Source organism: Oharaeibacter diazotrophicus, from assembly GCF_004362745.1.
Classification (GTDB): domain Bacteria; phylum Pseudomonadota; class Alphaproteobacteria; order Rhizobiales; family Pleomorphomonadaceae; genus Oharaeibacter; species Oharaeibacter diazotrophicus.
Genome location: NZ_SNXY01000006.1, coordinates 815,177 through 841,825, shown reverse-complemented (window position 1 = coordinate 841,825; position 26,649 = coordinate 815,177). Strand labels below are relative to the sequence as shown.

Genomic DNA, 26,649 nt, shown 5'->3' with positions numbered 1-26,649 from the left:
GTCAGGTTTTCCCGACGATGGGAGCCCGACGCGCCCACGTGAACGATGCTGTGGCAGGCTTGCCGCACCTGGGGCTTTTCCACGGCCATTCCGTGGGCTTCACGACGCCGTGAGAGCCTTCATCGGCAGCCTGTATTAGTCTCGCCTTAACGTTTGTCGGACGCGGCGCGTGCGAATCGACCGGTGCTTCGCCATGGTCGCTCGCCGGGTCGGACGGTCCGTTGGTGCAAGGTGAGGTGTCTCGTGGCGTCGAAGCGTGGTCTGCTCCTGTCCGCCGCCCTGTCCATCATGCTCGCCGCCTCTCCGGCGGCGGCGGAATCCATCACCGAGGCGCTGGCCGCGGCCTATGCCAACAATCCGCAGCTGAACGCGGCGCGCGCCGGCACCCGCGCCACCGACGAGAGCGTGCCGCAGGCGCTCGCCAACTACCGCCCGACGATCTCGGCCTACTCGACGGCGTCGGAGAGCTGGTCGAAGGGCCTCGTGTCCCGGCCGTTCCAGAGCCCGATCGTGTCGGAGAGCGACACCCAGGCGCTGACCGCCGGCATCACCATCGTGCAGCCGCTGTTCCGCGGCTTCCGCACCGAGAACGGCGTGCTCGCTGCCGAAGCCTCCGTTCGGGCCTCGCGGGAGTCGCTGCGCAACGTCGAGCAGAGCGTGCTCTATTCGGCGGCGTCCGCTTACATGGACGTGATCCGCGACGACGCGATCCTGGCGCTGCGCAAGAACAACGTCGAGTTCCTGCGCGAGCAGGTCCGCGCCGCCGAGGACCGCTTCCAGGTCGGCGAGGGCACCCGCACCGACGTCGCCCAGGCCGAGGCGGCGCTGGCGACCGCGACCTCGCTGGTCAGCGTCGCCCAGGCCAACGCGCTCGCCTCGCGCGCGACCTACCGGCAGGTGATCGGCCACGACCCTAAGAACCTCAAGGCCAGCCGCGGTGTCGACGTCTTCCTGCCGAAGAGCCTGGACGCCGCCACCAAGATCTCGCGCGCCCAGCACCCGGCCATCCTGGCGACGGTCCACAACGCCGATGCCGCGTCCTACAACGTCAAGATCGCCGAAGGCGCGCTGTTGCCGACGCTTCAGCTCGAGGCCGGCGTCTCTCGGACCTGGACCTACGACGGCGGCCGGCCGAGCGACGAGGCGTCGCTGGTCGCCCGTCTGAACATTCCGATCTACGAGGGCGGCGTGGTCTATTCGCAGGTGCGCGAGGCCAAGGAGACCCTCGGCCAGCTGCGCATCGTCACCGACCAGACCCGCGACGAGGTCCAGGCCTCGCTGGTCGCGGCCTGGGGCGCGCTCGAGGCGGCGCGGGCGCAGACCGTCGCCGCCAAGGCCGGCGTCGAAGCGGCCCAACTCGCCCTCCAGGGCGTGATCGAAGAGCAGAAGGTCGGCCAGCGCACCACGCTCGACGTGCTGCAGTCGCAGCAGGACGTGATCGACACGCGGATCACGCAGATCACCGCCGAGCGCGACAGCGTCGTCGCCGCCTACGCGATCCTGTCGGGCATCGGCAAGCTGTCGCGCGACACGCTCAACCTCAAGGTCGCCTCCTACAAGCCCGAACAGCACTACCAGCAGGTCCGCGACAAGTGGATCGGCCTGCGCACGCCGGACGGGCGCTGAGCCGGGGATAAGCCGGGCGCGCTTCCGGCCGCGGTATGTCCGCGCCGGGATTGGCACTATAGTGAAAGGGCCGCGCGAATCGCGGCCCTTCGCGTTTTCGGCGGGGCGCCGTCGGCCGTGGTGGAGGAGAGGGCGGGCTGCTGTCGGTACGGGCCGCCCGGGGTCGGAGAGTTGAGCGATGGCCAAGGCGAGCACGGCTGCGGAACCGTCCATGGAGGAGATCCTCGCTTCCATCCGCAGGATCATCTCGGACGATTCCCCGACCGCCGAAGCGCCGCCGCCGGCTCCCGCCAAACCCGCCGCCGTCAAGGCCGCGCCGGCGCCGAAGCTGGTCGAGGAGCCCGCGACCGAAGAGCATTTCAACCAGGACGACCTCGATCGCCTGTTCGCCAAGGGCGACGAGGAGGAGGCTCCCGTCGAGGAGGAGGCCGTCCTCGACCTCGTCGAGGAAGTGGCCGTGCCCGAGGCCGAACCGATGGTCCTGGTCGAGGGCCTGATGCCCCACGAGGCCGACGTCCAGTTCGTCGACCCCTCCGAGCTCGAGATGGAGCCGGAACCCGAGCCGGAACCGGAACCGGTGATCGCGCCGCCGTCTCCGGCGCCGAAGGCCGCCGCCCGCAAGGCGCCGCCACCTCCTCCGCCGCCGCCGGTCGAATCCTTCGACGAGGTCGATGCCGCCGAGCCCGAGGAGCCGCTGATCTCGGCCCACGCCGGCGCGTCGGTCAACGCCGCCTTCGGCCAGCTGACCCACACGATCCTCTCGGCCAAGGCCAAGACCCTCGACGACCTCGTCAAGGAGATGCTGCGGCCGATGCTGAAGGGCTGGCTCGACGAGAACTTGCCCGTGATCGTCGAACGCCTCGTCCGCGCCGAGATCGAACGGGTGTCGCGCGGCCGCTGATCGGCCGGACCGTTTTCCGTCGAAGGGCCGGTGCCGCGGAACGCGGCGCCGGCCCTCGTCGTTTCAGCGCTCGTCCGCGACCCAGCGGAAGGCGAGGGCGCCGATCACGCCGCCGGCGATCGGGGCGACCCAGAACAGCCACAGCTGCGCCAGCGCCCAGCCGCCGACGAACAGCGCCGGGCCGGTGCTGCGCGCCGGGTTGACCGAGGTGTTGGTCACCGGGATCGACACGAGGTGGATCAGCACCAGGGCGAGGCCGATCGCAAGCGGCGCGAAGCCGACCGGCGCCTTGCCGTGGGTCGAGCCCATGATCACGAACAGGAAGACGGCGGTCATCACCAACTCGGTGACGAAGGCGGCGCCGAGGCCGTACTTGCCGGGCGAGTGATCGCCGTAGCCGTTGGAGGCGAAGCCGCCGGCGAGGTCGAAGCCGGGACCGCCGCTGGCGATCACGTAGAGCACCGCGGCGCCGATCACCGCGCCGACCACCTGCGCCACCACGTAGGGCAGCACGTCGCCGGCCGGGACGCGTCCGCCGGCGAACAGGCCGATCGTCACGGCCGGGTTGAGGTGGCAGCCCGAGATCGGCCCGATGGTATAGGCCATCGTCACCACCGAAAGGCCGAAGGCCAGCGAGACGCCGAGCAGTCCGATGCCGACGTCCGGGAAGCCGGCCGCCAGCACGGCGGAGCCGCAGCCGCCGAAGGTGAGCCAGAAGGTGCCGATCGCCTCGGCCGCGTATTTCCTCATTCGATCCTCCTCGAGATCGCGTCCGCGATGCCCAAGGCATAGCTCGCGGCATGCGCGCGGCGAAGTGGAAAATCAACCATGCCCCCACGCCGCCGGCGCCGACGATCCGGCCGGCGGAACCGCGCCGTCCTTGACTTGTCCCCGGCCGTCCGGTTAGCCCACGGTCCTGACTTTCGGACACGCGGAAACGGCGATCATGCTGGACAAGACTTTCGAGGCGGCGGTCGTCGAGCCGCGCATCGCGGCGGCCTGGGACGAGGCCGGGGCCTTCGCGGCCGGGCGCGGCGCCCTGCCGGGGGCGGCGCCCTACACCATCGTGATCCCGCCGCCGAACGTCACCGGCTCGCTGCACATGGGCCACGCGCTCAACAACACGCTCCAGGACATCCTGGTGCGGCTGATGCGCATGCGTGGGCGCGACGTGCTGTGGCAGCCCGGCACCGACCACGCCGGCATCGCGACCCAGATGGTGGTCGAGCGCCAGCTCGCCGCGAAGCAGGAGCACCGCCGCGCGCTCGGCCGCGAGGAATTCCTGAAGCGCGTCTGGGCCTGGAAGGCCGAGAGCGGCGGCACCATCGTCAACCAGCTGAAGCGGCTCGGCGCCTCCTGCGACTGGTCGCGCGAGCGCTTCACCATGGACGAGGGCCTGTCGAAGGCCGTCCTGAAGGTGTTCGTCGGGCTCTACCGCGAGGGCCTGATCTACAAGGACAAGCGCCTCGTCAACTGGGACCCGAAGCTGCTGACCGCGATCTCCGACCTCGAGGTCGTCCAGACCGAGGTCAAGGGCAGCCTCTGGCACTTCCGCTATCCGCTCGCCGAGGGCTACGACAGCGAGGATCCGGCGACCTGGGTCGTCGTCGCGACCACGCGGCCGGAGACCATGCTCGGCGACACCGCCGTCGCCGTGAACCCGGAAGACGACCGCTACCGCCACCTGATCGGCAAGATGGTCCGCCTGCCGCTGGTCGGCCGGCTGATCCCGATCGTCGCCGACGACTATTCCGATCCCGAGAAGGGCACCGGCGCGGTCAAGATCACGCCGGCGCACGACTTCAACGACTTCGAGGTCGGCAAGCGGCACAACCTGCCGCAGATCAACATCTTCGACGTCGAAGCTCACGTGACGCTGAAGGACAACGCCGACTTCCTCGCCGGCCTGCCCGCCGGCCGGGAGCTCGACGAGACCCTCGCCACGCTGCACGGCCAGGAGCGCTTCGCCGCCCGCAAGGCGATCGTGGCGCGGATGGAGGCGCTCGGCCTCCTCGAGAAGATCGAGCCGCACACCCACATGGTCCCGCACGGCGACCGCGGCGGCGTGCCGATCGAGCCCTACCTGACCGACCAGTGGTACGTGAACGCCGCCGAGCTCGCCAAGCCGGCGATCGCCTCGGTGCGCGAGGGCCGCACCACCTTCGTCCCGAAGAACTGGGAGAAGACCTATTACGACTGGATGGAGAACATCCAGCCGTGGTGCATCTCGCGCCAGCTCTGGTGGGGCCACCAGATCCCGGCGTGGTACGGGCCGGACGGGAAGGTCTTCGTCGCCGAGAGCGAGGCCGAAGCTCGGGCAGAAGCCGCCGCGCACTACGGGGCCGAGATCGCGCTGACCCGCGACGAGGACGTGCTCGACACCTGGTTCTCCTCGGCGCTGTGGCCGTTCTCGACGCTCGGCTGGCCCGACGACACCGCCGAGCTGAAGCGCTACTACCCGACCAACGTGCTGGTCACCGGCTTCGACATCATCTTCTTCTGGGTCGCCCGGATGATGATGATGGGCCTGCACTTCATGGGCACCGAGCCCTTCTCGGACGTCTACATCCACGCCCTCGTCCGCGACGAGAAGGGCGCCAAGATGTCGAAGTCCAAGGGCAACGTCATCGACCCGCTCGAGCTGATCGACGAATACGGCGCCGACGCCCTGCGCTTCACGCTGGCGGCGATGGCGGCCCAGGGCCGCGACATCAAGCTGGCGACCAGCCGCGTCGCCGGCTACCGCAACTTCGCGACCAAGCTCTGGAACGCCGTCCGCTTCGCCGAGATGAACGGCTGCGGCCGCGCCACGGGCTTCGATCCCGACGCGGTCACGGAGACTCTGAACCGCTGGGTCGTCAACGAGGCGCGCCGCGCCGCCGCCGACGTCACGGAGGCGCTCGACGCCTACCGCTTCGACGCCGCCGCCGGCGCCGCCTACCGCTTCGTCTGGAACGGCTTCTGCGACTGGTATCTCGAGCTGACCAAGCCGATCCTCACTGGCGAGGACGGCCCGGCCAAGGACGAGACACGCGCCACCTGCGCCTTCGTGATCGACGAGATCCTGAAGCTCCTGCACCCCTTCATGCCCTTCATCACCGAGGAGCTGTGGGCGCGCACCGCCGAGACCGGTCCGGGCCGCGACGAGCTCCTGGTGCTGACGCGCTGGTCGGAGGGCGCCCGCGTGCATTCGGACGCCGCCGACGAGATCAACTGGCTGGTCGGCGTCGTCTCGGAGATCCGCTCGGTCCGCGCCGAGATGGGCGTCGCTCCGGCGACCCAGCTGCCGCTGGTGCTGGTCGGCGCGAGCGCGAAGGTCACGGGCTGGCTCGCCACCCACACCGCCGCGATCCAGCGGCTCGCCCGCGTGTCGGCCGTGTCGGTCGCCGACGTCGCGCCGCCGCAGTCGGCCCAGATCGTCACCGGCGACGGCACCATCGCGCTGCCGCTCGCCGGCGTGGTCGACCTCGACGCCGAGACGGCGCGCCTCTCCAAGGAGGCCGACAAGCTCGCCGGCGAGATCGCCCGCATCGACAAGAAGCTCTCGAACGAGCAGTTCGTCGCCAAGGCGCCCGAAGAGGTCGTCGAGGAGGAGCGCGCCAAGCGCGAGGGCTACGCCGAGCGCCTCGCCAAGGTGCGCGAGGCCCTGGCCCGGCTCGGCTGACCGCGATGCGGATCGCCGTCCTCGCCGACGTCCACGGCAACGCCGACGCGCTCGATGCCGTGCTCGACGACGTCGCCGGACGGTCGCCCGACCTCGTCGTCTGCCTCGGCGACCATTTCAGCGGCCCGCTCGACGCCGCCGGCACCGCCCGGCGGCTGATCGGCAGTGCCGTCCTCTGCATCGCGGGCAACCACGACCGCTACCTGACCACGACGAGCGCCGCCGTGCGCGGTCCCTCCGACGAGGTCGCGTTCCACCAGCTCGCGCCCGCCGACATCGACTGGCTGCGCGCCCTGCCGGCGACGATGACGCTGACCAACGGCGTCTTCCTCTGCCACGGCACCCCCGCGAGCGACGAGACCTACTGGCTCGAGACCGTCACGCCGGACGGGCGGATGGCGCTCGCCGACCGCGGCGCGGTCGAGGCGCATGCCGCCGGGATCGCCGCCGAACTGATGCTGTGCGCCCACAGCCACATGCCGCGCGCGGTGCGTCTCGGCGACGGCCGACTGGTGGTCAACCCGGGCAGCGTCGGCTGCCCCGGCTACGTCGACGATGCGCCGGCCCACGTCATGCAGACCGGCCTGCCGGACGCCAGCTACGCGATTCTCGAACGGGTCCGCGGGGCGTGGCGGCCGACCTTCCTGACGGTGCCCTACGATACCCGCCGCATGGGCGAACTCGCCGCCGCCAACGGCCGCGACGAGTGGGAGAGCGCCGTCCGCACCGGCTGGATCCGCTGAGGCGGACCGGCCCGGTCCGGCCAAGAATAGTGCACGCCCGGTGGATCGCCGGTCGCGGGCCGTCCGGCTATCGTCGCCGACGGTTCTCGACCTGCACGGGATATCCGCCATGCGACCGACGCGCCACCTCGCCGCGACCTGCCTCGCCCTCGCCGCCGCCTGCCCACCCGCGATCGCCGCGGAGGGCGCCTCCGCCCGCTACGACTTCCTCGCGAATACGCTCTGGTACGTCCCGACCGGGACGCTGCCGGCGGTGATGCTCGACCCGGCCGCCGGCACCTACACCGGGATCGTCGATCAGACCGTCTGGTCGATCGAAAGCTACACGGCCGGCTATTTCCACGGGATCGCCGCGGTGCTGCTGAAGGCGGCCGGACGGCCGATCGCGCCGGTGCAGTGCATGCGCATGCTCGGCAGCGTCACCCCGGACGGCGACGTCCAGGTCAGCTTCGTGCCGAAGGCCGACACGGACGCGGCGAATGCCACCTACGGCACCGGCAAGCTCGCCTTCGACGGCAGACGCTGGCACTTCACCATGCAGATGGGCAGCGGCGGCGCCTCGCTGGTGGCGCACTGGTCCTACATGGACCGTTGCACCGCCGGAGAAGCCTGCGCGAGCCGCCTGCCCGGCACCGGTCGTCCGATCGAAGACCTCGTGTCCCGCTGCCGCTGAAGGGGGCGTGGAAACCGGCCGTCCATACTGCCCATTCCGGATGACATCGCCACGACGGATCGATTCAACCCGGATTAATCGGTGCCGGGGCACAATTCTCCTACAAGTTCCGGGATGCAGAACCGGGCGGGCGGCACGTGCGTGGTGGGATGGCGCGTCAATCCATGAACGGTAGCGACGGTCTTTCGTGGACGCTCGGGCGCGCCCGCCGACTCGCCCTCCTGTCGGCCGGTCTCGGCGCGCTGGCGGTGGTCTGCCATGCCGCCGAAAGCTTCTCGGTCGGGCCGCTGCCGGACGCGGTCCGAGTCGGGCTCGAGGCGGTCGCCCTGATCACGACGCTCGGCCTCGCGGCCACGTTGTCGGCGCTGCTGTGTCAAACCGCGATGGCGCTGGACGCGGCCGACGAGCAGCGGCTGATGCTGGAGAAGGCCCGCACGGACGGCCTGTCCGGCTGCTACACCCGCGCCCATTTCCTGGCGGTGATGCGCACCGTGCTGCGCCAGCGCTCCGGCCGGGCGGCGGCCTACCTGCAGCTCGACATGGACCGCCTCAAGGTCATCAACGACACGCTCGGCCACGGCGCCGGTGACGAGGCGATCCAGCATCTGGTTTCGGTGGTCCGCCGCGAGTTGCCGGGCGCCGTGATCGGTCGCATCGGCGGCGACGAGTTCGGCGTGCTCGTCAGCGAGGCCGGCACGCGCGACGCGGTGACGGCGCTCGCCGAGCGGATCCTGGAGACATTGGCGGTGCCGGTGACCATCGGCGGCCGCCCGACGCGGGTGTCGGCGACGATCGGCGTCGCCTTCGTCGAGGACGACGCCCCGCTCGCCGAGGAATTGATCTCGCTCGCCGACCTCGCGCTCTACCGCGGCAAGGATCGCCGCGGCTGCGTCGTCGCCTACGACGAGCAGATGCTGGTCGACGACCGCCACGCCCGCTTCCTGGCGCGCGAACTCCGCGCCGCGATCTACCTCGACGAACTCGACGTGCACTACCAGCCGATCTTCGTCGCGGGCAAGGACCGGCCGGTCGCCTACGAGGCGCTGGTTCGGTGGAATCACCCCCTGCGCGGCACCATTTCGCCGGCGGCCTTCGTGCCCGTCGCCGAGCAGTCGACGCTGATCGACGATCTCGGCCGCTGGGTGCTCGCCCGCGTCTGCCGCGACCTGCCCTCGCTCGACGCGATCCGGGTGTCGGTCAACGTCTCGGCGGTCCAACTGCGCTCGCCGGACTTCGCACGCCGGGTGCTCGACCTGCTCGCCCATCACGGCACCGACCCCTCCCGGATCGCCTTCGAGGTCACCGAGAGCGTGCTGCTCGACGGCGAGGCTTCCGCCCAGGCGGCCTTCGAGACGCTGCGCCGCGCCGGCGCCCGGATCTGCCTCGACGACTTCGGCGCCGGTTTCGCCGGCCTCGGCTATCTGAGGCGGCTGCGCTTCGACGTCATCAAGCTCGATCGCACCCTGGTCGCCGGTGCCGCTTCGGGCGGTCCGGACCAGGCCTTCGTCGCCGCGCTGCTCGCCATGGCGCGCGCCATCGACACCGACGTCCTCGCCGAGGGCATCGAGACGGAGGAGCAGCTGGCGCTGATGCGCGCCGCCGGCTGCCGCTTCTTCCAGGGTTACCTGCTCGGCCGCCCCGCGCCGCTCTCCCACTGGGCACCGCTGACGATCGTCGCGGACGACGTCGCGGCGGCCTGACCGCGCCGCCGCCCGTTCCGGGTCAGAGCGTCTCCACCACCGCCGGCAGCGCGCCGAGGTCGGCGATCCGCCGGAACCGCCCCGCGGCCTCCGCCGGCTCGTCGGCGTGGTCGAGCGCCCAGGCGTGTTCGGCCGGCACGTGGATGCCGAAGGCGCCGGCGGCGAGAGCCGGCAGCACGTCCGATTTCAGCGAGTTGCCGACCATGGCCGCGCGCTCGGCCCCGTCGCCGTGGCGGGCGAACAGGCGGGCGTAGGTCTCGGCGGTCTTCTCGCTGACGATCTCGACGGCGTCGAAGAAGTCGCCGAGGCCGGATTGCGCCAGCTTGCGCTCCTGGTCGAACAGGTCGCCCTTGGTGATCAGCAGCAGCCGGTGGGTGCGCCCGAGCGTCCGCAGCGCCTCGGCGGCGTGCGGTGTCGGCTCGATCGGGTGGGTCAGCATCTCGCGGCCGGCTTCGAGGATCGCCGAGATCGTCGCCGACGTCGCGGCGCCGCCGGTGACCTCGATCGCGGTCTCGATCATCGAGAGCACGAAGCCCTTCACCCCGTAGCCGTAGAAGGCGAGATTGCGCCGCTCGGCGGCGATCAGGCGCTCGGACACCGTGCCGGGGTCGGCGTGCGGCGCCAGGATCTCGGCGAAGCGCGCCTCCGTCAGCTTGTAGTAGGCCTCGTGGTGCCACAGCGTGTCGTCGGCGTCGAAGCCGATGGTGGTGATCGGTGAAGCCATCTCGAAAACGCTCCCGGGGCCGGCGCGAGACTACGCCGGCCCCGGGCGGGGTTCAACGATCGGGGTGTGCGGCGCCGCTCAGGCGGCGCGGCGGATGCGGTCGATGAACTGGTCGACGGCGTCGGCGAGCAGGTCCGACTGGCTCGAGAGGTTGGCGGCGGCCTCGGTGATGTCCACCGCCGCGTCGCCGGTGGCGCCGGCGGCGCCGCGGACGTCGCCGATGGTCCGGCGCAGCGAGTCGGCCGCGAGCGCGACGGCGTCGACGTTGCGGGCGATCTCGTTGGTGGCCGCCGACTGCTGCTCGACGGCGCCGGCGATCGAGGTCGAGATGTTGCCGATCCGGCCGATCGTCTCGACGATGCCGGCGATGGCGGAGACAGCCTCGCGGGTGGCCTGCTGGACCGCGCCAACCTGGGCGGCGATCTCGTCGGTGGCGCGGCCGGTCTGGTTGGCGAGCGACTTCACCTCGGCGGCGACGACCGCGAAGCCCTTGCCGGCCTCGCCAGCGCGGGCCGCCTCGATGGTGGCGTTGAGCGCGAGCAGGTTGGTCTGGGACGCGATCTCGTTGATGAGACCGACCACCTCGCCGATGCGCTGGGCGCGCTCGGCCAGCGCGGTCACGACGTCGCGGGTGCGCTCGGCCTCGGCGGTGGCGCTCGTCGAGACGCTCGACGCCTCGGAGACCTGGCGGGCGATGTCGGCGATCGAGGCGGCGAGTTCCTCGGTGGCCGAGGCGACGCCCTGGACCTTCTCGGCGGTGCTCTCGGTGTTGTGGGCCATGGTGTCGACCTGGCCGTTGGTCGAGCGGGCGACCTCGGTCATGGTCGACGAGCCGGTCTGCAGACGGCCGGCGGTGGTGGCGACCGTCGCGACCACCGACTTGACGCTGCCCTCGAAGGCGCGGGCGAGTTCGTCGAGCGTGCGGCGCTGCTCGTCGGCCGCGGCGGCGGCGGCCTCGGCCTCGCGGCGCTTGAACTCCTCCATGGCGAGGCCGTTGGCCTTGAACACCTCGACCGACTTCGCCATCTCGCCGAGCTCGTCGCTGCGCCGGGTGCCCTCGACCACGCCCGAGAAGTCGCCGGCGGCGAAGCGGCGCATGGTGCCGCTGAGACGCAGCAGCGGTCGGACGATGCCGAACTGCAGGATCGCGACCGCGAGCAGCACCGCGATCAGGCAGCCGCCGACCGCCACCCCGAGCGTCAGCATGCGCGCCGAATCGGCCTGCGCGGCGATCGCCGAGCGGGCTTCCGCGATCCGGCCGGCGATCGCCTGCTCGACCTTGGTGAAGGTGGTGCGGGCCGAAACCAGGGCCGGCTCGACCTCCTCGGAGGAGATCTTCAGCGCCTTGTCCTGCTGGCTGGCGAAGGCCATGTCGAGCACGCGCTCGGTGGCGGACGCGGCCTTGGCGAAATCCTTCAGGGCGGCGTCGAGGTCGCCGGCGGCCTCGGGCATGCGCGCCTTGATGCCGTCGGTGCGGGCGGCGAGGTCCTTGCCGATCTGCTTGGCCTCGGCCTCGAGCTTGTCCATGGCGTCCATGCGCGTCTCGGACACCAGCCGGTAGGCGATCGATCCGTAGCGCGTCAGGGCGAGGTTGGCGGAGGCCATCTCGGTGGCCGTGGCGACGTCCTCTTCGAGGATCCGGCTCGCCGCGGTGTCGAGCGCGGTCAGGCGATCGAGCGCGATGAAGGACGAGGCGGCGAGAGCGGCCGAGAGCAGGGCGACCGGGACCAGGGCCTTGGCGGTGATCGAGAGTCTCAAGGGGCTTCCTCCACGCTTTTGCCGGAGGATGCCTTTGCCGTGGCAAAATTTCAGTTAACTCGAAATACGTCATGCGATGGATCGGCGGGCGGCCCGATCCTGTCGACGATCCAGTTCCAGGCCTCGCGCTCCTCCGGCCCGGCGCATTTCTCGACGGCGACGCGCAGATGCGCGATCTCCGCCTCGATCCGGTCCCGCGGCAGCCGGTCGAGCCGGGTGGACAGGATCGCGGCCTCGAGCACCGCCGCCTGCGCCCGGTTGAAGCCGAGGAACGGTCTGTGCGCGGCCTCGTGCAGCACCTTGCAGCGGAAGCGCGGGCGCACCGGGTCGTCCTCGAAGGCGACGGCCTCGAGCTCCATGTGGCCGGCCGCGCCGGCGAGACGGACGCCGTCGACCACGTCGGCCGGCACCAGCGGGAACTCTGTCCGGCCGGTGAGGAAGCCGGCGATCACCCGCACGTCGGACGGCGCGGAGACCACCAGGAACGGATGGCGGGCGAGGTTTTCGATCGCCGGCGAGGGCCGGAACGGCAGGAACAGCCAGTCGGCGCCGTCGCGGTGCAGGCCGTAGGGGCGGACGTGGAAGGAGCCGTCGGCGTTGCGGGTGGCGACGACGGTCTCGAGGATGAAGGGCATCAGGCGTCCTCCTCGCGCGGGCGGTCCTTGCCCTTCAGCGTGTGGCCGGCCTCCTGCAGCCGCGTCAGGTCCTCGGCGCGCCGGTCGGTCGAGACGCCCCAGTCGAGCGGGTTGTCCTGGGCGTAGCGTTTGCCGAGCTGGAAGGCGATCTCGGCGCGGGCGAGTTCGGCGCCGAGGTAGAAGGCGTGGCCGCCGTCGGTCTCGACGCCGAGGTCGGGGAAGAAGTCGAAGGCGTCGGTCTTCACCGCGTGCATGGCGCGGTTGTAGACGTGGATGCCGTCGGCGGCGACTTCGATGCGGTAGTTGCGGTCGCGCACCTCGCCGGCGAGGGCGGCGATCCCGGCGGGCGTGTTGGCATAGGGCACGCGGTCGTGCAGGCCGAGCAGGGCGTTGGAATAGCCCTTGGGCAGGCCGCCGTCTGACTTGGCCGCGTGCATGATCCGCCGCGCCGCGTCGTGCTCCTGCACGGTGCGGCGGGTGTGCGGGCTGACCTGGACGATCAGCACGTTGCGGATCGCGAGTTCCGAGCAGATGCCGACCAGCAGTGCGGTGATGCCCGTGGTGTCGGCCTCGGTGAGTTCGGTGAGGTTGCCGGTGCCCATCAGCATCTCGGCCCCCGGCATCCGTCGCCGGAATTCATGGTAGCGCACGATCGACTCGGTGAAGCCGAAATGGATCGGATCGAGGATCGGGTCGGCCATGTAGGGCAGGCCGAACGCCTCCATGCGCTCGCAGGCCCTGACGAGGCTGTCGAGGTCGCCGGGCCGGGCCGGCACGATCACCGGGACCGCGCCCAGGTCGGCGGCGCGCTCGACGGTGTCCTCGTTCAGGGACAGCACGAAGTCGGCGCCGGCGCGGACGCCGGTCTCGATCTCGGCGAGGTCGGCGCTGTCGATCGAGACCAGGAAGCCCTGGCGCTTCAGCTCGGCGATCAGTTCGGCGAGGTGCGGGAAGGGCGTGTCGGGCAGGCCGCCGATGTCGATCACGTCGGCGCCGGCGGCGCGGTGGGCGTGGGCGCGGGCGAGCACCGCCTCGATCGTGCTCTCCGGCGCCTCGACGATCTCGGCGAAGATCCGGAGGTCGTGGCGCGAGAGGTCGCGGGTGCGCCCGGCGCGGCCGAAGAACTGCGGCAGGTCGATCACCTCGTCCGGCCCGCGCTCGAAGCGGACGCCGAAATGGGCGGAGAGGGCGGCAAGGTCGGCGCGGCAGCGTCCGGGTACGACGACGCGGGTCGCCCGCGCCGGCAAGGTGACGCGGCGGCGGATGATCTCCTCGGTCATCAGCGCGGCCACCTTCACGCCGGCGTCGATCACCTCCCAGGTGAAGGTGCCGGTCGAAGAGCCGCTCATCACCGCCACGACCCGGTCGTGGGCGAGATGCCCGGTGAGGAGCACGACGTGGTCGGCGGCGTCGGTTGCGGTCATGTCGTCCTCGTGCCGGAGGCGCCGGCTCAGGTCACCACGGTGCCGATGCGCCGGCGCGGGTCGGCCAGCAGTTCGCCGAGGCCGGCGAGCGTGGCGGGGCCGACGAGACGGATCGGGCAGGCGAGACGGCCGGCGAAGTCGAAGAAGGCGTCGTCGGTGACGCCGGCGGCGGTGAGGTCTGCGGCGGAGGCTGCCTCCGGGCCGTCCATGCTTTTGACCAGCACCAGCCCGGCGGCGTCGATCTCCCACGCGAGCAGCGCGGCGAGGCTGTCCGAGGTCACGGCCCAGCTCTCCGGTACTCCGGCCATGCCGTGGACCAGCCGGGCGACCGACCACACCGGAATGCGGCCGGCGGCGTGGACGGCGTCGATCTCGGCGCGGGTCTCGGCCACCACCAGCATCGGGAACAACTCGGCGAGCACGCGGGCGAAGGTCGTCATCGCCTCGAGGGCGAAGCGGTGGGCGAGGCGGTCGGAGAAGGCGAGGGCGCCCTGCGCCTCGCGGACCGCGTCGGCGAACGGGCCGCCGCCCGGCACCACGACCGAGCGCATCGGCGAGGCCGACAGCTCGCGCAGGATCGTCGCGATCCGGGCGCGGTCGGCGACGTGGCTGCCGCCGACCTTGACCACCACGCGCGCGCCGGTGCGCGGCAGCACCGCGGGCATGGCGCTCAGGCCCCGGCGAGCCGGCGGGCGGCGTGGACCGCGATCGCGGTGGCGACCGCGCGCACCCGGGCGGGATCGAGCGCCTTGCGGCGGTCGCCGTCGACGCAGACGCCGCCGCGGAAGCCGACGAGGTCCGGCTGCAGCGGCAGGAGCGTGCCGACGTCGACCACGCGCAGCGAGCCGGCGAGGCCGACCAGCAGCTTGTTGCGGTGGCCGGCGGCGACGAAGCGGGCGACCTCGGCGAGGTCGGTGGCGTCGAGGAGGCCGGCGCCCTTCTCGACGGTGTCGAGCATGACGCCGGCGAAGCCCGCCGCGGCGGCGGTGTCGACGAGGTCGAGGTCCGGCTCGCGGTCGGCGGCGAAGACGGCGACGAGCTTGGTGCGCGCGCCGAGCGCCGCGCCGAAGGCCGAAAGCGCGGCGGCGCCGGCCTCGCCGCGGCCGACCGGCACCTTGACGTAGTCGGCACCGGTGTCGGCGAGCGCCGCGGCGGCATCGACGTCGGGGGCGTCGCCGGCGGCGGCGGAGACCGGCACGCGGCCGGCGACCGCGGCGACGATGGCGCGGACGGTGTCGGGCGGCAGCGCGCCGAGCGCGCCGGCGGTCGGGTCCTTGGCGTCGATCACCTTGGCGCCGGCCTCGACCGCGGCGGCGGCCTCGGCGGCGGACGTGACGGAGACGAGCAGCGCGGTCATGGGGTCGGATCCTCCGGCGGCAGGCGGACGATGCCGGTCGCGTCGAAATGGCGGGCGTGCTCGGCGACGGTCTCGCCGCCGACGGCGAGGTCGGGCGCGATCTCGGCGAGCGGCACCAGCACGAAGGCGCGCTCCAGCATGTAGCGGTGCGGCACGATCAGGTCGGGCGTGGCGATCACGCGCTGCTCGTAGGCGAGCACGTCGATGTCGATCACCCGCGGGCCCCATTTCTCGAGGCGCACCCGGCCGAGGTCCTTCTCGACCGCGAGGCAGAGCGCCAGGAGTTCGTGCGGGGCGAGGGCGGTCTCGACGACGGCGCAGGCGTTGACGAAGGGCTGCTGGTCGGTCTTGCCCCAGGGCGGCGTCTCGTAGTCCGCCGAGCGCGCCACCACGACGGCGCCGCGGGCGGTCAGTTCGTCGAGGGCGGCGCGGATGGTGGCGCGGACGTCGCCGATGTTGCCGCCGAGGCCGAGATAGGCCCGGGCCTGGCGCTGGGTGTGGTAGGGCGGGGCGGACGCGCTCACCGGCGGCTCCGTTCGATCTCGACGGCGACGCTCTCGATCACCGCCGGCACCGGCGCCGACGGCTTGTCGACGCGCACGCGGATGGTCTCGACGCCGGGCACCCGGGCGAGGATCTCGGACGCGATCGTCTCGGCCAGCGCCTCGATGATGCGGAAGCGCCGGCCGGTCGCCACCTCGATCGCGATCTCGGTGAGGTCGACGTAGGAGACGGTCTTGCGGAAGTCGTCGGAGAGGCCGGCCGGGCGGATGTCGACGCCCGCGGTCAGCGAGACGTAGAAGCGCTGGCCGAGCTTCTGCTCCTCGTCGTAGAGGCCGTGATGGGCGAAGACGGCGATACCCTGGACGTGGATCTTGTCGGTCACCGCATCCGCTCCCTGAGCGCCTCGACGACGCGGGCCGCCTCGATGTGGGCGCGGACGTCGTGGACCCGCACGATGTCGGCGCCGAGCAGGATCGCCACCGAATTGGAGGCGATCGTGCCGTTGATGCGGTCGCGCGGGGCGAGCTTGTTGTCGTTGAGAATGCCGATCAGACTCTTGCGCGAAGTGCCCATCAGCACCGGGAAGCCGAGCGCCTTGATCTCGGGGAGGCGGGCGACCGCCTGGAGGTTCTGCTCGAAGGTCTTGCCGAAGCCGACGCCGGGATCGAGCACGACGTGGTCGTCCGGGATGCCGGCGGCGCGGGCGATCTCGAGCGAGCGGGCGAAGAAGGCCTTCATGTCCTCGACGATGTCGAGGGTCTCGTCGAGCGTCCGGCGATTGTGCATCACGATCACCGGCGCGCCGTGGGCGGCGGCGACGCGGGCGATCTCCGGATCGCGCTGCAAACCCCAGACGTCGTTGACGATGCGCGCGCCGGCCTTCAGGGCCGCGTCGGCGGTGGCGGCCTTGTAGGTGTCGATCGAGATCGGAACGCCGTGGCGCGCGACGATCGCCTCGATCACCGGCACGACGCGGGCGATCTCCTCGTCGGCCGGAACTTCGGTCGCGCCCGGGCGGGTCGATTCGCCGCCGATGTCGAGGATGTCCGCCCCCTCGGCGACGAGCTCGTCGGCGTGTGCCAGCGCGACCTCGCGGGCGGCGAACAGGCCGCCGTCGGAAAAGGAATCCGGGGTGACGTTGAGGATGCCCATCACGAGCGTCTTCTTCGTCAGCCGGGGCAGGAAATCGATCGCCATCGCGGGGTCCGTCCGTTCCACGCCATCGGCGTAAGGCCGAAGCGCCGCGGGGGCAAGGGCTTCCGCGGCGTCGATCGGGCGGCGCAAGGCCGCGGGGCGTGCGATTTCCGGCCGCGAACCGGCGGGCCGGACTCAGTTCGGCGCGAAGAGGATGGCGCGCGCCTCCTGGATGCCGAACTCGTAGCCGCCGTCGTAGCCGAGCAGGAACCGGCCGTCGGAGAGACGGATCAGGGAACGCGGGCGGTGCAGATAGGCCCAGAGCTCGGTCTCGGCCTGGATCGAGAGCAGCGTCTGCCTGCCGACGAGCCTGCCGTCCGCGGCGAAGCGGGCGACGACGATCTCGTAGTAGCGCTTCGCACCGTTCGGATCGGGTCGGCGCACCGAGGCGTAGGCGACCAGCGTGCCGTTGTCGGAGAGGGCGAGGGCGACCGCGCGGAAGTTCAGGTAGCGGTCCTCGCTGCCCGACGGCCTCAGCCGCTGCGGCGCGAAGGTGCAGAGCCGTGCGCCGGCGGACGAGAACACCCCGCCTTCGACGATGGGATCGCCGGCGGCGTTCGCATTCTTCCAGACGCCGACGAACCCGAGGGGATGCGGGGCGACGGTCATGCCGCCGAAGGAATAGAGCGACGGGACCGCGATCGGCCGGCCGACCCGCTTGGCGCTGCGGTCGAGCCGCTGGAAACTCGCTTTCAGATCAGGGCCGTAGTAGGCGGCGACGGCGCCGCCGTTCGGCAATTCGGCGAGGCCGTGCAGGCTGCCGTCGCAGAGCGCACCCTCGTTGACGGCGACGACGCGGCCGTCGGCGAGCAGGACCTTGCCGACGTTGTCGGCGCTGCTGGAGCCGCGCCAGGCCGCCATGAATCGGCCGTCGGCGAGCGGGACGGCGAAGAGCAGGTCGCCGTCCAGCCCCGTGCCGAGCCGAATCGGCTTTCCGACGGCGCGGCCGTTGGCGGCGAGGCGCTGGACCCACCAGAGATCCAACTCGGAGCCGTTCCAGCCGTAGAAGAAGGCGAGCCCGCTGCCGTCCTTGCGGACCACCATCGTGCCGGCGCTGTCGCCGGAATAGGTCGTCGAGGCGAGCGGGACGTTGGTCCCGATCGGGGACATCCTGGCGTCGTAGAAGCGCGAATAACTCGGGCGCTTGGTCTCGCCGCGGTCGAACTCGAACAGGGCGGCGAAGCCGCCGGCGGGACGGGGCGCGAGGGAGACCTTGCGGGTCTTGCCGACCAGCCCGCGCGGGATCGTGAACCGCTTGACCACCCGGAACGGCTGGGCCGCCTCGGCGGGCGCCGGCGGCAGGGCCAGGGTGGCGGCGCCGGCTCCGAGCATGGCGACGAAGGTGCGGCGCGTGGTCGTCATTGTTCTTCCTCCCGTTTCGCGTCCATTGCGCGGAAGGCGGACGGCATTGTCAACCGATCGTCAACCGTTTGGTAACCGTCCGGAAACGAGAGAGGGCGCCCCCTCGCCGGGACGCCCTCCCTGGTTCGGACGTGAAGCGCGGGCGGGGAGAACCCCGCCCCACGGCTCAGAGCGACTCGCGCTCCGCACCCTCGTCGTCGAGCACCGAGCCGACCTCGCGGACGAAGGTCTCCTCGCGGGCGCCGGCGGTGAGGTCCTCGCCGCGGGCCTGACGGGCGGCTTCGTCCTCGGAGCGGGCGACGTTGATGGTGATCGTGGCCGAGACCTCGGCGTGCAGGGCGATCTCGACCGAGTGCAGGCCGATCGCCTTGATCGGCTCGTTGAGCTCGACCTGCGAGCGGCCGACCGAGTAGCCGGCCTCGACGAGCAGGTCGGCGATGTCGCGGGTCGACACCGAGCCGTAGAGCTGGCCGGTCTCGGCGGCCTGACGGATGAACACGAAGGAGCGCTGGTCGAGACCGACCTTGACCTGGTCGGCGTCCTTGCGGCGCTCGGCGTTGCGGATCTCGAGGTTGGCGCGCTCCTTGTCGAAGCGGGCCTGGTTCTCCTTGGTGGCGCGCAGCGCCTTGCCCTGCGGCAGCAGGAAGTTGCGGGCGTAGCCGTCGCGGACGCGGACGACGTCGCCCATGGCGCCGAGCTTGGCGACGCGCTCGAGAAGGATCACGTTCATGGGGTCTCTCCTGGTAGTGAGGTCGTTGACTTCAGGTGCGGCCGGCCGGCGGTGCGCCGGCGGCGAGGCGTTTCGCGCGGAAGCCGAACACGGTGTCGGCCATGCCGACGATCGCGATCGGGATCAGCGGAAGGGAGAACAGGAAGGTGCCGCCGTAGAGGGTGGCGAGGATGATCTGGCGGGCCGGATGGGCCCTGAGCTTGACGTGGACGACGGCGAAGCCGATCAGCGCGTAGGCCATGGCGAGCCCGCCCGCGACCGCGCCCGCGACGAGGCCGACCGGGCCCTCCACGGGAACCGCGAACAGGGCGACCACGAAGACCGCGATCGGCGCCTTCGGCAGGTCGACGGCCTCGGACACCGGCGTCCAGGGCCGCCGCAGCCGGCCGGAGATCCGGACGATCCGCCCGGCGAGCCAGAGGTCGAAGGCGATCAGCGACAGCCAGACCATGGTGACCGTGGCCGGCATCAGGCGGACGTAGAAGCGGGCGACGTCGACCATGTCGGCCTTGGACGGCATTCCGGTCTCGCCGGTGTTGGCGGCCATCTCGAGGATGCGGTCGGCCATCGCCTCGGCGACGGCGTCGACGTCGATGCCGACCACCGCACCGGCGACGATCAGCGCCAGGATGGTGCCGACCGTCAGCGCCAGGAACACCCGGCCGAGCGGATACCACTCCAGGCCGGCGTCCGGGCGGGCCGGGTCGACCGGACGGGCGAGGCCGGCGAGGTGGGCGAACCACGCGGTCGGACCGGCGAGCAGGGCGAACAACAGGCCGGCGTAGGGGGCGGAGGCGGGGTCGATCGCGTAGCCGGCGACGGCGGCCGAGCCGGCGGCGCCGACGAGGGCGGCGACCACGGCGGCCGTGGTGCCCCAGCCGAGGCCGGCGATGGCGAGGGGGAGCGGGCAGAGCGCGAACAGGGGAAGGCCGAGCGCGCCGCCGCCGAGCACGGCGGAGAACAGAAGGGCCGCGGCGATACCGCCTGCGAGGCCGATCGGGAGGGCGTTCGGGTTCATGGCGTCTCTTCGCTGTCCCGCCGACGGGCGGTTAGGGGCGCCGGGCCCGGACGGGCCGCGTCCCAACTTGCGGGGGTGTTGACGATCCGCACGCCGCGCGGATCGCCGGTTCGTTCATCCGCCGGGGGCGGCGGTCCGGGCACCCACCATGGGGCGGGCACCCGGAGCACTCGTCACTTGATGACGAAGGGCAGCAGGCCGAGGATGCGGGCGCGCTTGATCGCCTTGGCGAGCTCGCGCTGCTTCTTGGCCGACACCGCGGTGATGCGGGACGGGACGATCTTGCCGCGCTCGGAGATGTAGCGCTGCAGCAGACGGACGTCCTTGTAGTCGATCTTCGGGGCGTTCGCGCCCGAGAACGGGCAGGTCTTGCGCCGGCGGAAGAACGGACGACGGGTCGGAAGCTGGTTGATGTCGATCATTATTCGCTCTCCCCGAAGCCATCCTCGCGGCGCGGACGACGCGGACCGCGGTCGCCACGGTCACCGCGCGGGCCGCGCTCGCCACGGCCACCCTCGCGCGGACCGTCACGGTCGTCGCGGTCGCGCTTCTGGAGCATGGCCGACGGGCCTTCCTCCAGCGCATCGACGCGGATGGTCATGTAGCGCAGGACGTCCTCGTTGATGCTCATCTGGCGCTCCATCTCGGCCACGGCGGCCGAGGGGGCGTCCAGGTTGAACAGCACGTAGTGCGCCTTGCGGTTCTTCTTGACGCGGTAGGCCAGGGCGCGCAGGCCCCAGTTCTCCACCTTCTTCACCGAGCCGCCATTGCCCTCGATGACCGCCTTGTACTGTTCGACGAGAGTCTCGACCTGCTGGGTCGACACGTCCTGCCGAGCCAGGAACACGTGCTCGTAGAGCGCCATGTCTCGATCAGCCTTTCCAACGTTGCTTCACGCCCCGGCGCCAAGCCCCTGCGAACCCCTCGATGAGGAAAGGCTCGACAGACACGAGATTCGAGAGCGGAGACACGGGAAGACGGGTCCTCGAAGAACCCACGCCCCGACGATCCTTCCGAACCGCCACGACCTTCCGTTCAGCCCCCAGCCGGGGTCACCTCGCGGTGATCGCGGGGGCATACAGGAAGGCGGCGGGAATGGCAAGGGTGGGGAAGGGGCCGGACGATCGCTCGTGACCGTTTCCCGACCCTCTTTCGCAGGAAGCTCTCCAAGCGAAGACTGGCAGATCGACCCATTTCAATTCATGAAAACACGCAGATCTTACAGCATTCAATTCGTGCGCGCTATCCAGTCCTGGATGGATGCGATGAATTTTCTTTTGTTCCCACGGGGGGGGGAAAGCATCAAATACTCCCTCTCTACCGTGTCGAGATAGGCGAGAATTTCCTTCTTGCTCGCCTTATTGGCGAACAGATATTGGACATACGACAAGTATCTGTCATATTCGTCTGCCGGCATCGGGCGGAAAGGAGTTTCCTTTTCAATCGTCATGTTTGCCAATGGAATCCCGATCGGGTTCCAGTGTTGGGCGCACAGGAGACGCAGGACTTCGAGCGGTATCGTCATAGTTCCCATGAATCCCACCTGAAAATCGTCCCGGTGACCGACGAGTATTCGATTGCAATTGCAACGCACGGCACCGGATGCCCGTTGAATGCGGCGGTCGGCCGTTCCGAGGTCGGCGACACGATGGCCATGCATTAGGCTTCGGAACAAGCGCACACCGCAAGAAGTCGGGTTGGTTTCTCGAACACTTTGCTCCGGGCGCATGTCTTTCCACCCATGCGCTCCCGCTCGAACTCCTCCCGCAAAGAGTGCTAGATCCCTTGGAGACTACTTGCGGCGGCAGCGCGAGGCGACCATGGCCACGTGCCGGGCGCTGGCCGAAGTACATCCGGCGGCGCTGGCGGTGTTCGAGGAAGTCGACGAGGCGCTCGGGCAGAAGCTGTCGGCGCTGATCCGGGACGGCTCCGAGGGGGCGCTGACGCTGACGCTGGCGGCGAACACCCTGCCGGCGCCGATGGCGGTCAGACTTGCCGCGCTCGAGTGCCGGAGGCGGAGGGCTTTGCCTCGCCGGTACCGCAATCTTGGTCGCCCGCCATTTGTTCGGCTGGTACGCCGCGTTGGCGGCAGCCGGCGCATTCCCGGTCGCCGCCGAAGCACGCCCGGTCAGGTCGTCGTCTCCGGCGACGAGGCGCCATGGAGCGCGCGGTCGAGATCGCCAAGGGCCGCGGCGCCGAGCGCGCGATGCTGCTCGAGGTCTCCGCCCCGTTCCACTGCGCGCGGATGCGGCTGGCCACGGACGCCACGGCCGAGGTGCTTACCGCGATGACGGTGTCGGCGCCCGTGGTCGCCGACGTCACGACGAAGCGGCGCGTCGTCCCGCGCCGCCACCATTGTCGATCGACGTGTCCCGGAACACCCGGATCATTCGACCCGCGTGCGCGAGCGGGCCTTACTGGATCACGCCCGAGAGGGTGCAGACGGGGATGTAGTCGCCGGGCGAGAGCGGCAGGCCGGCGGTGGCCAGCACGCTTCCCCCGAGGTCGGGGCGATCGCCGCCGACGATGATGTGGCGCCCATCGGCTTTGAGGACGTACGACGTGTAGTTGGCGTAGGTGAGCGTCTCCGCCGCCGTCAGGACCAGCTTGCGGACGCCGCTCTCGACCGGCCTCTTGCCGAGCAGCTCCCACTTGAAGACCAGGTAGCCCTTGGGCACGGTGACCGTGCAGTTGACATCGGTGACGAGGAGGTTCTTGCCGACCGGGATCTGCGTGAAGGGAACGCTGCACTGGGGACCCGAGCAGGTGAGCTTGCTCGTCTCCTGATAGAGCGTTCCCACGATGAGCGGTGCGGCGGTCGCCGCGGACATGGACGCGCCGATGGCGGCGGAGGCGGCGAGGGCGGTGACGATCAGGGTTCTCAAGATTGCGGTCCTCGTCTCTGGCGGGGGTGCCTGTTGTTCGATCGGAGGGCCTCGGCGATCCGCCCGGCCGCCCCGGCCCGGAGACGGGTTCTAGGTTTCGCGCGTTTCAACGGATGGACGGCGAGACGGCGCGTTTCCGTTACGTTTGCAACAGCGGAGCCGGTGCGACCATTGACTTGCGACCCTCGCCGGTGTTCTGACCCGCCATCGCAATCGAAGGCGGGAGAGGCGTCATGGCCGTTGCATTCGTGTTTCCGGGGCAGGGGAGCCAGACCGTCGGCATGGGCAAGGCGCTCGCCGACGCCCATCCGGCCGCCGCGGCCGTTTTCGCCGAGGTCGACGAGGCGCTCGGGCAGAAGCTGTCGGCGCTGATCTGGGACGGCCCGGAGGAGGCGCTGACGCTGACGGCGAACACCCAGCCGGCGCTGATGGCGGTCAGCCTCGCCGCGCTCCGGGCGCTCGAGGCCGAGGGCGTCGCGCTCGCCGGCACCGCGTCCTTCGTCGCCGGCCATTCGCTCGGCGAGTATTCGGCGCTGGCGGCGGCGGGCGCGCTCACGGTCGCCGACGCGGCGCGGCTCCTGCGCATCCGCGGCAATGCCATGCAGGCGGCGGTGCCGCGGGGGCAGGGCGCCATGGCGGCCCTGCTCGGGCTCGACTTCGACGCCGCCGACGCGGTGGCGCGCGAGGCGGCCGAGGCCGGCGGCGTCTGCCAGGCCGCCAACGACAACGCGCCCGGTCAGGTCGTCGTCTCCGGCGACAAGGCGGCGGTGGAGCGCGCGGTCGAGATCGCCAAGGGCTGCGGCGCCAAGCGCGCGATGCTGCTCAACGTCTCCGCCCCGTTCCACTGCGCGCTGATGCGCCCGGCCGCCGACGCCATGGCCGAGGCGCTCGCCGCGGTGACGGTGTCGACGCCGGTGGTGCCGGTGGTCGCCAACGTCACCGCCGGCCCGGAGACCGACCCGGACCGGATCCGCGCCCATCTCGTCGCCCAGGTCACCGGCACGGTGCGCTGGCGCGAATCGATCGGCTGGCTCGCCGGCACGGCCGGGGTCGACGGCTTCGTCGAGGTCGGCAACGGCAAGGTGCTCGCCGGCCTGATCAAGCGCATCGCCCCCGAGGCGCGCTCCGCCGGCTACGGCCAGCCCGCCGACCTCGCCGCGGTCAAGGCGCTGCTCGGGCTCTGAGCTTTCGGCGTCAGAGTGCGAAAAGAGATGCGGTATCGAGATACCGCATCTCTCAAGTGCTTGATCTGGAAGGACTCGGCGGCGATGGCGCTGCTTGACGCCGCAATGCGGCTCGCGTATGCAACGGCCCGACGGCGGTGCCCCGGGTCACCCGGGTGTGCCGTTTCCCGCGGTTCCGGCCGCGGGCCCCAGGAAATCCCGCGTCGGCCGTCCGGCGCAAACGAGCGGAAACGCCCATGACCACCTATTCGGCCAAGGCGGCCGACATCCAGAAGAAGTGGGTGCTGATCGACGCCGAGGGTCTCGTCGTCGGTCGCCTCGCCTCGCTGATCGCGATGCGCCTGCGCGGCAAGCACAAGGCCTCCTACACCCCGCACATGGACGACGGCGACAACGTCATCGTCGTCAACGCCGACAAGGTCGTGCTGACGGGCCGGAAGTACTCCGACAAGAAGTACTACTGGCACACCGGCTACATCGGCGGCATCAAGGAGCGCACCGCCCGTGCGATCCTCGAGGGCAAGTTCCCCGAGCGCGTGCTCGAGAAGGCCGTCGAGCGGATGATGCCGGAGGGCCCGCTGGCCCGCAAGCAGCTGAAGAACCTGCGCGTCTACGCCGGGTCGGCGCACCCGCACGAGGCGCAGCAGCCCGAGACGCTCGACGTCAAGTCCATGAACAACAAGAACGCGAGGGCCTGATAGATGGCCGAGCTCTCCTCCCTGTCCGAGCTGGCCGGCACCGCCGTCCCCGCTCAGCCGGAAGCCCCGGTCCACGTCCAGAAGCTCGACAAGTTCGGCCGCGCCTACGCGACCGGCAAGCGCAAGGACGCCGTCGCCCGCGTCTGGGTCAAGCCGGGCTCCGGCAAGATCATCGTCAACGGCAAGGACTTCACGGCCTATTTCGGCCGCCCCGTCCTGCAGATGATCGTGCAGCAGCCGATCTTCGCCGCCGACCGTGACGGCCAGTTCGACGTGTTCGCCACCGTCGCCGGCGGCGGTCTGTCGGGTCAGGCCGGCGCGCTGCGCCACGGCCTCTCCAAGGCGCTGACCTACTACGAGCCGGGCCTGCGCGGCGTCCTGAAGAAGCTGGGCTTCCTCACCCGCGACCCGCGCGTCGTCGAGCGCAAGAAGTACGGCCGCCGGAAGGCCCGCCGCAGCTTCCAGTTCTCGAAGCGCTGATCCGGTTCACCGGTTCGCGGACGTTCTCGAAGGGCGGGGCCTCGCGGCTCCGCCCTTTTCGTTTGCGGGCCTCGCGGCGATTTGACGGCCCGCCCCGGTGCAACGGCCCGTCGGCTCGGCTATGGACGGGGGGACGTCACGGACACGAGGACCAGATGCCCCCGTTCGCCCGCCCCGCCGCCGCCGCGCTCACCCTCTCCCTCCTCGCGTCCCCGGCGGCCGCGATCCCGACCGCCGACCAGGTGCTGCTCGACATGCCGTTCGAGCGCGTCGGCGATGTGGCGAAGGGCACGACGGTCGACTTCTTCCTGTGGGGCGGGGACGACCGCATCAACGCCTACGTCTCCGGCTGGCTCGGCGCGCGGCTCGCCGAGCGCGGGATAACGCTGAACCGGGTCGGTGTCGGCGCGACGGCCGAGGCGGTCAATCAGGTGATGTCCGAGAAGGAGGCCGGCGTCCTCTCCGGCGGCGCGGTCGACCTCGTCTGGATCAACGGCGAGAACTTCCGCTCGCTGAAGGAGAACGGCCTCCTGTTTTGCGGCTGGCCGACCCGCCTGCCGGCCGCGGCCGCGATCGACTGGACCGACCCGGCGATCGCCACCGACTTCGGCACGCCGGTCGACGGCTGCGAGGCGCCGTGGAGCCGGGCGCAGTTCGTGTTCGCCACCGACACCGCCCGCGTGCCGGAACCGCCGCGGACGATGGCGGCGCTCCTCGCCTGGATCGAGGCCCATCCCGGCCGCTTCGCCTATCCCGCGCCGCCCGATTTCAACGGCGCGGCGTTCGTGCGGCAGGTGTTCGCCTCGGTCGACGGCGGCCGCGAAGCGCTGGCAGGGCCGTTCTCGCAGGCTGCCTTCGACGCGCTGGCGCCGAAGGCCTTCGCCGTGCTCGACCGGATCGCGCCGAAGCTCTGGCGCGGCGGGGAGACCTACCCGACCGACGTCGCCCAACTCGACGGCCTCTTCGCCAACGGCGAGGTCGATTTCGCGTTCAACTACGAGGCGACCGTGTTCGGCGCCGGCGTCGAGAACGGCCGCTTCCCGGCGACGACGCGCTCCTACGCGCTCGACGACGGCACGCTCGCCAACGTCAGCTTCCTCGCCATCCCGTTCAACGCCGCCGACAAGCCGGCGGCCATGGTGGCGGCCGAGATCCTGCTGTCCGTCGACGGCCAGTACGAGAAGGCGCGCCCCGAGGTCTGGGGCATGACCACGGTGCTCGACCTTTCCCGCCTCGCGCCCGCCGACGCCGAGCGCTTCCGCGCCCTGCCGCGCCACCCGGCCGTCGCCGCGCCTGAGGATCTCGCGTCGCGCGCCGTGCCGGAGGCCTCGGCGGCCTGGGCGGCGGCGATCGAGAAGGCCTGGATCGCGCGCTACGGCCATTGACGGG

At 71.1% G+C, this 26,649-nt stretch carries 27 protein-coding genes; 10 read left to right on the top strand and 17 right to left on the bottom strand.

The features are described from left to right. Nucleotides 1–243: 243 nt before the first annotated feature. Nucleotides 244–1,626, top strand: coding sequence for a TolC family outer membrane protein (locus tag EDD54_RS04025; RefSeq protein WP_281009118.1), 1,383 nt, complete (start codon nucleotides 244–246; stop codon nucleotides 1,624–1,626). Nucleotides 1,627–1,804: 178 nt separating this feature from the next. Beyond that, nucleotides 1,805–2,527 (top strand): PopZ family protein, encoded by a 723-nt coding sequence (locus tag EDD54_RS04020; protein ID WP_245515627.1) that lies wholly within the window; start codon nucleotides 1,805–1,807, stop codon nucleotides 2,525–2,527. A 63-nt stretch (nucleotides 2,528–2,590) separates the two neighbouring features. On the opposite strand, the gene aqpZ is transcribed toward EDD54_RS04020, so the two are convergent. After that, complete coding sequence (gene aqpZ, locus EDD54_RS04015; RefSeq protein ID WP_126536353.1) at nucleotides 2,591–3,277, bottom strand: aquaporin Z; 687 nt, start codon at nucleotides 3,275–3,277, stop codon at nucleotides 2,591–2,593. Between the two features lie 196 nt (nucleotides 3,278–3,473). Between aqpZ and EDD54_RS04010 the strand changes: the two genes are divergently transcribed. The 4 genes from EDD54_RS04010 to EDD54_RS03995 all read left to right on the top strand — a co-directional run bounded on the left by EDD54_RS04010 (nucleotide 3,474) and on the right by EDD54_RS03995 (nucleotide 9,307). Beyond that, a complete protein-coding gene (locus tag EDD54_RS04010) occupies nucleotides 3,474–6,191 on the top strand; it encodes a valine--tRNA ligase (RefSeq protein WP_126536355.1) in 2,718 nt (905 codons plus the stop codon). 5 nt (nucleotides 6,192–6,196) lie between these two features. Beyond that, nucleotides 6,197–6,934: a metallophosphoesterase family protein gene (locus tag EDD54_RS04005; RefSeq protein WP_207620342.1), complete on the top strand. Its 738-nt coding sequence runs from the start codon at nucleotides 6,197–6,199 to the stop codon at nucleotides 6,932–6,934. Between the two features lie 109 nt (nucleotides 6,935–7,043). Continuing rightward, nucleotides 7,044–7,607, top strand: coding sequence for a hypothetical protein (locus tag EDD54_RS04000; RefSeq protein WP_126536357.1), 564 nt, complete (start codon nucleotides 7,044–7,046; stop codon nucleotides 7,605–7,607). 164 nt (nucleotides 7,608–7,771) lie between these two features. Beyond that, entirely contained in the window at nucleotides 7,772–9,307 is a 1,536-nt protein-coding gene (locus EDD54_RS03995; RefSeq protein WP_165644458.1) for a putative bifunctional diguanylate cyclase/phosphodiesterase, read from the top strand. Between the two features lie 22 nt (nucleotides 9,308–9,329). Here EDD54_RS03995 and EDD54_RS03990 read toward each other — a convergent pair whose 3' ends face one another. The 16 genes from EDD54_RS03990 to EDD54_RS03915 all read right to left on the bottom strand — a co-directional run bounded on the left by EDD54_RS03990 (nucleotide 9,330) and on the right by EDD54_RS03915 (nucleotide 22,898). Continuing rightward, a complete protein-coding gene (locus tag EDD54_RS03990) occupies nucleotides 9,330–10,031 on the bottom strand; it encodes an HAD family hydrolase (protein WP_126536361.1) in 702 nt (233 codons plus the stop codon). Between the two features lie 78 nt (nucleotides 10,032–10,109). Beyond that, nucleotides 10,110–11,789: a methyl-accepting chemotaxis protein gene (locus tag EDD54_RS23360; protein WP_126536363.1), complete on the bottom strand. Its 1,680-nt coding sequence runs from the start codon at nucleotides 11,787–11,789 to the stop codon at nucleotides 10,110–10,112. 50 nt (nucleotides 11,790–11,839) lie between these two features. Continuing rightward, a complete protein-coding gene (locus tag EDD54_RS03980) occupies nucleotides 11,840–12,424 on the bottom strand; it encodes a DUF447 domain-containing protein (RefSeq protein WP_126536365.1) in 585 nt (194 codons plus the stop codon). Next, nucleotides 12,424–13,848 (bottom strand): DUF6513 domain-containing protein, encoded by a 1,425-nt coding sequence (locus tag EDD54_RS03975; protein WP_126536367.1) that lies wholly within the window; start codon nucleotides 13,846–13,848, stop codon nucleotides 12,424–12,426. Before EDD54_RS03975 ends, EDD54_RS03980 begins: the two co-directional genes overlap by 1 nt. A 26-nt stretch (nucleotides 13,849–13,874) precedes the next feature. After that, nucleotides 13,875–14,513: an amino acid kinase family protein gene (locus tag EDD54_RS03970; RefSeq protein WP_126536369.1), complete on the bottom strand. Its 639-nt coding sequence runs from the start codon at nucleotides 14,511–14,513 to the stop codon at nucleotides 13,875–13,877. Between the two features lie 5 nt (nucleotides 14,514–14,518). Beyond that, nucleotides 14,519–15,205 (bottom strand): (5-formylfuran-3-yl)methyl phosphate synthase, encoded by a 687-nt coding sequence (locus EDD54_RS03965; protein ID WP_126536371.1) that lies wholly within the window; start codon nucleotides 15,203–15,205, stop codon nucleotides 14,519–14,521. Further along, nucleotides 15,202–15,729 carry a 2-amino-4-hydroxy-6-hydroxymethyldihydropteridine diphosphokinase gene (folK, locus tag EDD54_RS03960; protein WP_126536373.1) on the bottom strand — a complete coding sequence of 176 codons (528 nt, stop codon included), beginning with the start codon at nucleotides 15,727–15,729 and terminating at the stop codon, nucleotides 15,202–15,204. The genes EDD54_RS03965 and folK overlap by 4 nt, the downstream gene beginning before the upstream one ends. Beyond that, nucleotides 15,726–16,091, bottom strand: a complete 366-nt coding sequence (gene folB, locus EDD54_RS03955; RefSeq protein ID WP_126536375.1) for a dihydroneopterin aldolase — start codon at nucleotides 16,089–16,091, stop codon at nucleotides 15,726–15,728. The genes folK and folB overlap by 4 nt, the downstream gene beginning before the upstream one ends. After that, a complete protein-coding gene (gene folP, locus EDD54_RS03950; protein WP_126536377.1) occupies nucleotides 16,088–16,906 on the bottom strand; it encodes a dihydropteroate synthase in 819 nt (272 codons plus the stop codon). The genes folB and folP overlap by 4 nt, the downstream gene beginning before the upstream one ends. A 132-nt stretch (nucleotides 16,907–17,038) precedes the next feature. Next, nucleotides 17,039–18,265, bottom strand: coding sequence for a hypothetical protein (locus EDD54_RS03945; protein WP_126536379.1), 1,227 nt, complete (start codon nucleotides 18,263–18,265; stop codon nucleotides 17,039–17,041). Nucleotides 18,266–18,431: 166 nt separating this feature from the next. Next, entirely contained in the window at nucleotides 18,432–18,995 is a 564-nt protein-coding gene (gene rplI / locus EDD54_RS03940; RefSeq protein ID WP_126536381.1) for a 50S ribosomal protein L9, read from the bottom strand. A 31-nt stretch (nucleotides 18,996–19,026) separates the two neighbouring features. Next, nucleotides 19,027–20,013 carry a DUF2232 domain-containing protein gene (locus tag EDD54_RS03935; RefSeq protein ID WP_126536383.1) on the bottom strand — a complete coding sequence of 329 codons (987 nt, stop codon included), beginning with the start codon at nucleotides 20,011–20,013 and terminating at the stop codon, nucleotides 19,027–19,029. Between the two features lie 173 nt (nucleotides 20,014–20,186). Beyond that, complete coding sequence (rpsR, locus tag EDD54_RS03930; RefSeq protein WP_126536385.1) at nucleotides 20,187–20,435, bottom strand: 30S ribosomal protein S18; 249 nt, start codon at nucleotides 20,433–20,435, stop codon at nucleotides 20,187–20,189. Further along, a complete protein-coding gene (rpsF, locus tag EDD54_RS03925; RefSeq protein WP_126536387.1) occupies nucleotides 20,435–20,878 on the bottom strand; it encodes a 30S ribosomal protein S6 in 444 nt (147 codons plus the stop codon). Before rpsF ends, rpsR begins: the two co-directional genes overlap by 1 nt. Before the next feature lie 363 nt (nucleotides 20,879–21,241). Next, nucleotides 21,242–21,742, bottom strand: coding sequence for a hypothetical protein (locus EDD54_RS03920; protein WP_133673956.1), 501 nt, complete (start codon nucleotides 21,740–21,742; stop codon nucleotides 21,242–21,244). Nucleotides 21,743–22,427: 685 nt separating this feature from the next. Beyond that, on the bottom strand, nucleotides 22,428–22,898 hold the full coding sequence (locus EDD54_RS03915; RefSeq protein WP_126536391.1) for a hypothetical protein: 471 nt from the start codon (nucleotides 22,896–22,898) through the stop codon (nucleotides 22,428–22,430). A gap of 233 nt (nucleotides 22,899–23,131) precedes the next feature. Between EDD54_RS03915 and fabD the strand changes: the two genes are divergently transcribed. From fabD to EDD54_RS03895, 4 genes are all read left to right on the top strand, one after another. Next, the gene (gene fabD / locus EDD54_RS03910; protein ID WP_126536393.1) at nucleotides 23,132–24,082 is read left to right on the top strand and encodes an ACP S-malonyltransferase; all 951 of its coding nucleotides are present in this window, start codon (nucleotides 23,132–23,134) and stop codon (nucleotides 24,080–24,082) included. Between the two features lie 236 nt (nucleotides 24,083–24,318). Then, nucleotides 24,319–24,780, top strand: a complete 462-nt coding sequence (gene rplM, locus EDD54_RS03905) for a 50S ribosomal protein L13 (protein ID WP_126536395.1) — start codon at nucleotides 24,319–24,321, stop codon at nucleotides 24,778–24,780. Nucleotides 24,781–24,783: 3 nt separating this feature from the next. Further along, complete coding sequence (gene rpsI, locus EDD54_RS03900; RefSeq protein ID WP_126536397.1) at nucleotides 24,784–25,260, top strand: 30S ribosomal protein S9; 477 nt, start codon at nucleotides 24,784–24,786, stop codon at nucleotides 25,258–25,260. 155 nt (nucleotides 25,261–25,415) lie between these two features. Next, the gene (locus tag EDD54_RS03895; protein ID WP_126536399.1) at nucleotides 25,416–26,645 is read left to right on the top strand and encodes an ABC transporter substrate-binding protein; all 1,230 of its coding nucleotides are present in this window, start codon (nucleotides 25,416–25,418) and stop codon (nucleotides 26,643–26,645) included. Nucleotides 26,646–26,649 lie beyond the last annotated feature (4 nt).